The following is a 6,795-nucleotide window of genomic DNA, read 5'->3' on the forward strand; positions in this document are numbered from 1 at the left end:
GCGCGCGGCACACTGGTTAATGTTGAGACATGCACCCCACAACTTAGAACCGAGGAGCCTGACACCCTTTCAGGTCACTTCCCAGAAGCGATGAGACTGCCGTAATAACGGAAACGGCCACAAGGAGACCTCTTGGTTGCTTATAAGGCATGCCTCGCCTCGTTAGGCTTCGAGGTCCGGGCACTGCACTTTGGGAAGGACATCCCAGGTCCATCTCAGAAGAGCTCCCAGCCATAAAAAAGAGGCTATGGAAAGGAGAAGAGCCCGCTGGGATGGAACGAAGTCTGCGGCAAGACGGAAAACAACGGCGCCGAAAACGGCTGCGGTTGCCTGCGCAAGCGGTGGGTACCGGCCTGCGATGAGTCGGACTCTGCCACTGTGGCCCAGGATTACCCGGGTTCCCACGGTCAGGATGAGGAGGCTGACTCCTCCTAAGAAGAAAAGATGCAGCCAAGCAATACGAAAGGGAACGCTGGATGAACTAAGAAAGAGCCCAACAATGGAAAGAAGGAGCGCCAGAATGGCGCAGCTAGTGGTTGTCTTTTTCCCGGCAAGAAATTGCCAAGGGGTCCGGACCACACAGGCAAGGTAAGCAATCACGGTGGCGACACGGAGAAGTCCCCCTGCGAATGGGTGTCCCAGCGCTTCCCAAAGAAAGCTGGCAAGAAGTAGAAGGAGAGTAGCAATAGTGAATTGTGTTAATTTTCCCCGAAAGGGCGCTGAGATGCCAGCCTCAAGGTGGCCCTCTGGGTTCGGCATACCTGAAAGCCGCGGCAGAAGGAAGGGAATGACTCCAAGAATGGGCAAAAGAGGCAACCCCTGGTAGAGGAGAAGAAGCGCAAGGTGATAGAGAATGGGAAAGGAAATGACTCCCTTTTCTTCAAGAAATAAAGTTATTGCTCCGGCTGCCGCGCCCAGGATGCCAAAAATCACCAGAAGGAAACTGGGTGGTGGATTGTCGCGCCGGCTGGGGAACCGGCTTGCTAGCCTAAGAAGGAAAAAAATGAGAGTTGTTGCAAAAAGCCCGTCTCCCCACGCAGGCATTCCGAAAAACTGGAAGAGGCCAACCGTAAGGAGCGCCGAAGCAATCGATCCCGTTTCCCACAGGGATAACGCAGGAGTTTCTAGGAGTCGTGGCATGGCGGTCCCTAGAAACCCTAAGATGAAGCTGCCCACAAAACCCTCGATTAAGATCCTCGGATGGCTGATGGGTGGAGGTGCCCATACGATCCCGTAAAGAAAGAAAAGCGGCCAAACCGCAACGCCTGCAGCTCCGAGAATGATTCCCAGCGGGAAGAGGATCCGAAAGGGTTCCTTGCTGGCTAGGTTGATCCACTGGTTCCAAGGCAGAGGTGGAGTTCCGTCAAGCCGATTGTCTTTTGTCATACGATTTTATTCGAGTGCTGCCTTCCAGCCGCAACCATCCTCCCCTGGGGCGAGGAGTGGGAAGAAGCTGATCGCTGCAGGCTTGTATATCCTTTTCGCCCCATCCGGGTTGAGAATCACGCATTTTTTGTAAATTTTTCGAGAGCTCGCTCGTTGTCCCTGCGGATCGCCCTGGGGCTCCGAGTTTGGCAAAGCCTTGCCACGGTTCGTTTCACGGGTATTGGTGGTCGTGGTCGAAAAACAAGCTCCCTCCAAGATTTGGAAGGAAAGCCCATGGTTTGCTTTTTCCTTCCCTTTTTAGAGGACTCTTCCATTTGTTGGCTTTCTCCTTTGTGCTACGCAGGCCGCATTTTTTGGATAAAGGCACTCGTGCTCGTTTGGAGGCTAATCTATGCCCGAGCTCAAAAAGGTCCAGGGTTTCTGACACAGTCCTCTGGTCAGATGCGCTGAGCGGGTTGACAGCCTTTGGCGCTCGAGAAGGAAAGACTGGGTGTTTTCAAGGGTTGGAGCACCGTGCAGGGCAGAAGGGGTAGGGGAAAAATCCGAAAAATTGATAGCATAGGAAGATAGGGAGGATCCTTTGTCTTGAGGCCACATCGGCACCGCATCCAACCAAGGACGGTCGGTAGGAAAGGACGGAAAAATTTTGGCACACGTTTTTTCCGTTGGACCATTCCTCTCTATTCCTCTCTAGAAAGGGAATCGCCGGGTAGGCCAACTTTTTTCAAAAGTAAACGGCTCTAAAAAAGGGTCTTCTCATCCGTTTGAGGGAAAGGAGTCAAAACCCAAGCGCATCCCAACCGCTCATGGAGTAGGGCAAGGTTCTCTTTAAGATGCGAGCCCTACCGCTCACCCATGGGAGCGGAAGGTAAAGGAGGCAAGAATCACGACAATCGCCTCTTCTTACCAGATCCCGCTAGCTTCATCGGCTCTCCATCGCTAAGCTCTTGCAGGACACTTTTTGGCTGCCTCGCAACAGGAAAAAAAGCATGCACCAGTTTCGCATGGAAAACGGGGAGCTCTGGGTGGAAGAGGTCCCTGTTGAAGAGCTAGCCGAGCGCTACGGTACCCCACTTTACGTTTACTCTGCTCGGACAGTCGAGGAGCACTATGACCGGCTGGTTGAGGCGTGGAAGGGGCTTAATCCTATGATTCTCTATGCGGTCAAAGCTAACTCGAACCGGGCCATTCTTGAGCTTCTCGCTGCGCGGGGCAGCGGTTTTGACTTGGTAAGTGGCGGGGAGCTTTTTCGTGTGTTGCGTGCGGGGGGCGATCCTCAAAAGTGCACCTTTGCCGGGGTGGGTAAGACTCGCCGGGAAATCCAGGAAGCGCTGGAGGCGGGGGTTTTGGCTTTGATCGTGGAGAGCGAGCAAGAGCTTTTACGGATTGAAGAAGTCGCCGGGAGGCTCGGTTGTCGAGCGCCTGTTGCCTTGCGGATCAACCCTGAAGTAGCGCCAGGGACACATCCGAAAATTGCGACCGCCGTTAAGGAAAGTAAGTTTGGTATTCCTTATTCGGCCGCTCTGGCTGTTTACGAACGTGCTGCGAGTAGTCCTCGGTTACAAATCAAGGGCGTTCAGATGCACTTGGGATCCCAAATTACTCGGATGGAGCCCTTTGAGGAAGCTCTGGATCGAATGGTGCCCTTGGTAAGCGAGCTTAAGCGGCGGTATGGGATTTCCTTTTTTGATCTTGGGGGTGGCTTTGGAGTAGTCTATGAGGAAGCATTGGCCAGCGGGAAACGGGAATGGTGGGAGGAGCAGGCCACGCCTCCAGCAACTCCACGGATGCTTGCCGAGCGGCTAGAAGGAAAGCTTGCCTCGCTGGATGTACGCATTTTTTTAGAGCCTGGACGGCTTCTGGTTGGCAATGCGGGGATTCTGGTAACGGAGGTGCAGTACGTAAAGGAGCTAGAGGGTGGAAAGGAGATTGTCATCGTAGATGCGGGTATGAATGATTTGATGCGGCCGGCGCTCTATGGAGCCTTCCACGAAGTGGTCCCCCTCCGTGACCGGGGGGCAGGGTACAAGCTTTTGGATGTAGCTGGTCCCATTTGCGAGAGCGGGGATTTTTTTGCTCGCAACCGCTGGTTACCTGCGTTACGCCAGGGGGATCGCATCGCGATTATGACAGCGGGAGCGTACGGTTTTTCCATGGCATGTCAGTACAATTCCCGGCCAAGAGCGGCAGAGGTTATGGTCAGGGGGCGAGAAGTGCGAGTGGTTCGTTTGCGCGAAACCTACCAAGACTTGGTCCGGGGAGAACGAGGCTGGCAAAAGGAAGATGCGAGGTTGGACGGTGGATTGGCGGATTGACCCTTCTAAGACTGGAGTCCTGATCGTGGATTTGCAGGAGCGTTTGCTCCCGGTGATTCACGACGGGCCAAGGATTGTGAAGAAAGCACAAGATCTTCTTGCCATCGCCAAAATCTTTTCGTTGCCAGTGCTGATTACCGAGCAGGTTCCTGAAAAACTTGGTCCTACCTGTGAAGCTCTTCGGCCGTTTCTGGATGGTTGCCAGGTTCGGTCTAAGTTTGACTTTTCCTGCGCAGGTATGTTGCCAGCGGATTTCCCGAAAACCATTCTGGTAGCCGGAGTGGAAACGCATGTGTGTGTCCGGCAAACAGTCTATGACCTTCGGGTGGCCGGAAAGGTCCCCTATGTGCTAGCGGATGCGGTAGGAAGTCGGCATCCCTTGGACCATGAGCTGGCCTTGGGGGAAATGAGAAGGGATGAGGTCTTGGTAACTTCTTTAGAAGCGGTTGCGTGGGAGCTGGTGCGTTCTGCTAAGGGGCCCCATTTTTCGAAAGTCTTGGCCATCCTCAAATAGGGCCGAAGGCGTGGGAGGGAGCCTGTGCGGATCGTAGTCACGGGCTTGATCGCCCAGTATCCCTTCGGAGGCGTCATTTGGGACTATCTTCATTATCTCCTTGGCTTTCGTGGGCTCGGGCATGAGGTGTGGTACTTAGAGGACTCTGGGGCTTGGCCGTATGACCCGATCGCCCAGACCTACGTGGCTGACGGTCGTCGCAACGCCGCAAGGCTCCAGGAGATTCTTCAAAAATTTGGCTTGGGTTGCCATTGGGTCTACCGAGATGGTTCGACAAACCGATACTGGGGCGCTGGAGAGGAAGTAGCCCGGGATCTGGTCCGTAATGCAGATCTTTTGGTCAATGTGTCCGGTGCAGCTTATCTGGCAGGCTATGAACAAGGAGGGTGCCTGTGGGTTTATCTGGATCAAGATCCCCTTTTTACGCAGGTTAGGCTGTTAACTGATGCCCGGGCAGCCGAGGGAGTCCTGCGTCACCATTGTCATTTTACCTTGGGCCTCTGTGTGGGCCGGTCTGGGTGTCTTGTGCCAGAAGCCGGGTTGGTTTGGCGGAAAACTTTGCCCCCAGTGGCCTTGGAATGCTGGCCCTTTGCGACGGAGCCGCCCCAGCTAGGCTACACAACCATTATGAACTGGGCGAGCTATTTGCCGTGTTTTTGGCAGGGGATGAGCTTTGGTCAGAAAGACCGCGAGTTTTGGCGATTTCGTGAGCTACCCCGGCTGAGCCGGCGGGTTCTAACGATCGCAATGGGACAAGGGATCGGAAAGCGCCGGCCGACCCAGCTTTTGCAAGAGCTCGGCTGGGAAATTGTGGAACCAGACTGTGTAGTACCGGATGAGGAAAAGTATCAAGCCTTTATCCGTTTGTCCCTGGCCGAATGGAGCGTGGCTAAGGAAGGCTACGTGCGTTCTTCAAGCGGATGGTTTAGCGGGAGAACCGCATGTTACTTAGCTTCCGGTAGACCAGCGATTGTTGAGGACACCGGTTGGAGTGAGGAACTACCCTCAGGGGAGGGACTTTTTGCCTTTCGCACGCTTGAGGATTGTGTGGGTGCGATGGAAGCCGTTGAGTCGGATTATGACTCCCACAGACAAAAAGCGCGAGTGATTGCGGAGAACTACTTTGAAGCTCGTCGAGTTTGCCAGGAACTCATTCTTGAGGCCGGAAGGCCTGTATAGCCTCTCGAAGATGCTGAAGAGCTTCTGAAACTGGTCCGGTTGGGTAGGTCTTAGGTTTCCAATCTTGACCTCGGTAATCCCCTTTGGGGATAAGATAGGCCACTTGCTAACAATGGATGCGCCCTTTTATCCCTGCATTCTAGCGGGAGGAAGTGGCCAAAGATTTTGGCCTTTGAGCCGCCGGCTTCTCCCCAAGCATCTTTTGCGTTTAGTTTCGAGCCAGACCCTTTTGGAACAAGCCGTGGATCGTCTCGCGCGGGTGGTTCCTCAAGAGCAAATTCTTATCCTAACCAACAGGGAGCAGTGGGAAAGCGTTTGCCACGTTCTTTCGTTTCTTTCGCCAGACCAGATTGTGGTGGAGCCTGAGAGACGTGATACCGGTCCCGCCGCGGCGCTGGCGACGGGGTGGGCGTTTCGGAGAGATCCCCAGTCGGTCGTGGGTCTTTTTCCTGCCGATGCCCTGATCGAGGATACGCAACTTTTTGTGGAGCAACTCCAAGATGCGGTGGGTTTGGCACGACGAGTCGATGGGCTTGTTACTTTTGCTATCACGCCTTCATGGCCCTCTCCCGGGTTTGGATACTTAGAGCTAGATTTGGCAGCAGCTGCCGTCGAGGGTTCCAGTGTGTGGTATCCGGTACGGCGCTTTGTGGAAAAACCGGCTCGGTCGGAGGCCGAGGGTTTTTTAGAGGCTGGGAATTTTCGCTGGAACTCCGGTATGTTTCTGTGGAAATGCGAGGCATTTTTGGAAGAAGCCCGGCTTGTAGCTCCCGAACTGCACCGATTTGTTCTTGGCTTTCCCCAAGGCGAGTTTCGTCCGTACATAGAGAGTGCTTTCGCACAGCTACCCAAGCGATCCATCGACTACCTGCTTTTGGAAAAAGCTCGATCAGTGGTCGCGGTCGAGGCCCGTTTTGATTGGAAGGATCTTGGATCCTGGCCGGCGCTGGGGGAACTTTTGCCAAAGGATTCTCAAGGGAATGCGATTCAGGGTCAGGTGTATTGCCATGGGTCTTCGGGAAACGTCGTTCTTGCTCAAGGACGCATCGTAGCGCTGTGTGGCGTTAGTGACCTCGTTGTCGTGGAAACTCATGATGCCATTCTCGTATGCCATAAGGACCGGGCGGAAGAGCTAAAAGGGCTGCACGGTCGCCTTCCTCCTCATTTGCGCTAAAAGATTCAAGGGCCAGCGGGGCGAACGAAAGATTTGCCCTTCTAAAATATGAGGCGCTCTTGGATCTCGCAGGATTGTTGAGCCATCCTCTCCTCCCCAGAGACTTGAGGAACGTGACCGCGAGAAAAAGCGACAAACGACCGTACCACAAGCCAATGGCCTGAGGTTCTTTTATCACCATCCGATTACGAATGCGCGCAAAGCGCCTTTGCGGAGAGCCCAGGAAT

The 6,795-nt window shown here is 54.3% G+C and carries 5 protein-coding genes; 4 read left to right on the top strand and 1 reads right to left on the bottom strand.

What is annotated here, in order from left to right:
• Positions 1-162: 162 nt before the first annotated feature.
• The gene (locus tag KK925_RS09040; RefSeq protein ID WP_174583524.1) at positions 163-1,386 is read right to left on the bottom strand and encodes an NnrS family protein; all 1,224 of its coding nucleotides are present in this window, start codon (positions 1,384-1,386) and stop codon (positions 163-165) included.
• A 1,004-nt stretch (positions 1,387-2,390) separates the two neighbouring features.
• Here KK925_RS09040 and lysA point away from each other — a divergent pair.
• From lysA to KK925_RS09060, 4 genes are all read left to right on the top strand, one after another.
• Positions 2,391-3,701: a diaminopimelate decarboxylase gene (gene lysA, locus KK925_RS09045; RefSeq protein ID WP_236027903.1), complete on the top strand. Its 1,311-nt coding sequence runs from the start codon at positions 2,391-2,393 to the stop codon at positions 3,699-3,701.
• On the top strand, positions 3,670-4,215 hold the full coding sequence (locus tag KK925_RS09050) for an isochorismatase family protein (protein ID WP_236027904.1): 546 nt from the start codon (positions 3,670-3,672) through the stop codon (positions 4,213-4,215). The genes lysA and KK925_RS09050 overlap by 32 nt, the downstream gene beginning before the upstream one ends.
• A 24-nt stretch (positions 4,216-4,239) precedes the next feature.
• On the top strand, positions 4,240-5,394 hold the full coding sequence (locus tag KK925_RS09055; RefSeq protein WP_174583526.1) for a hypothetical protein: 1,155 nt from the start codon (positions 4,240-4,242) through the stop codon (positions 5,392-5,394).
• Between the two features lie 112 nt (positions 5,395-5,506).
• Positions 5,507-6,568, top strand: a complete 1,062-nt coding sequence (locus KK925_RS09060) for a mannose-1-phosphate guanylyltransferase (RefSeq protein ID WP_214096454.1) — start codon at positions 5,507-5,509, stop codon at positions 6,566-6,568.
• The last annotated feature ends 227 nt before the right edge of the window (positions 6,569-6,795 follow it).

This window comes from Candidatus Methylacidithermus pantelleriae (genome assembly GCF_905250085.1).
In the GTDB taxonomy this organism is placed as follows: domain Bacteria; phylum Verrucomicrobiota; class Verrucomicrobiia; order Methylacidiphilales; family Methylacidiphilaceae; genus Methylacidithermus; species Methylacidithermus pantelleriae.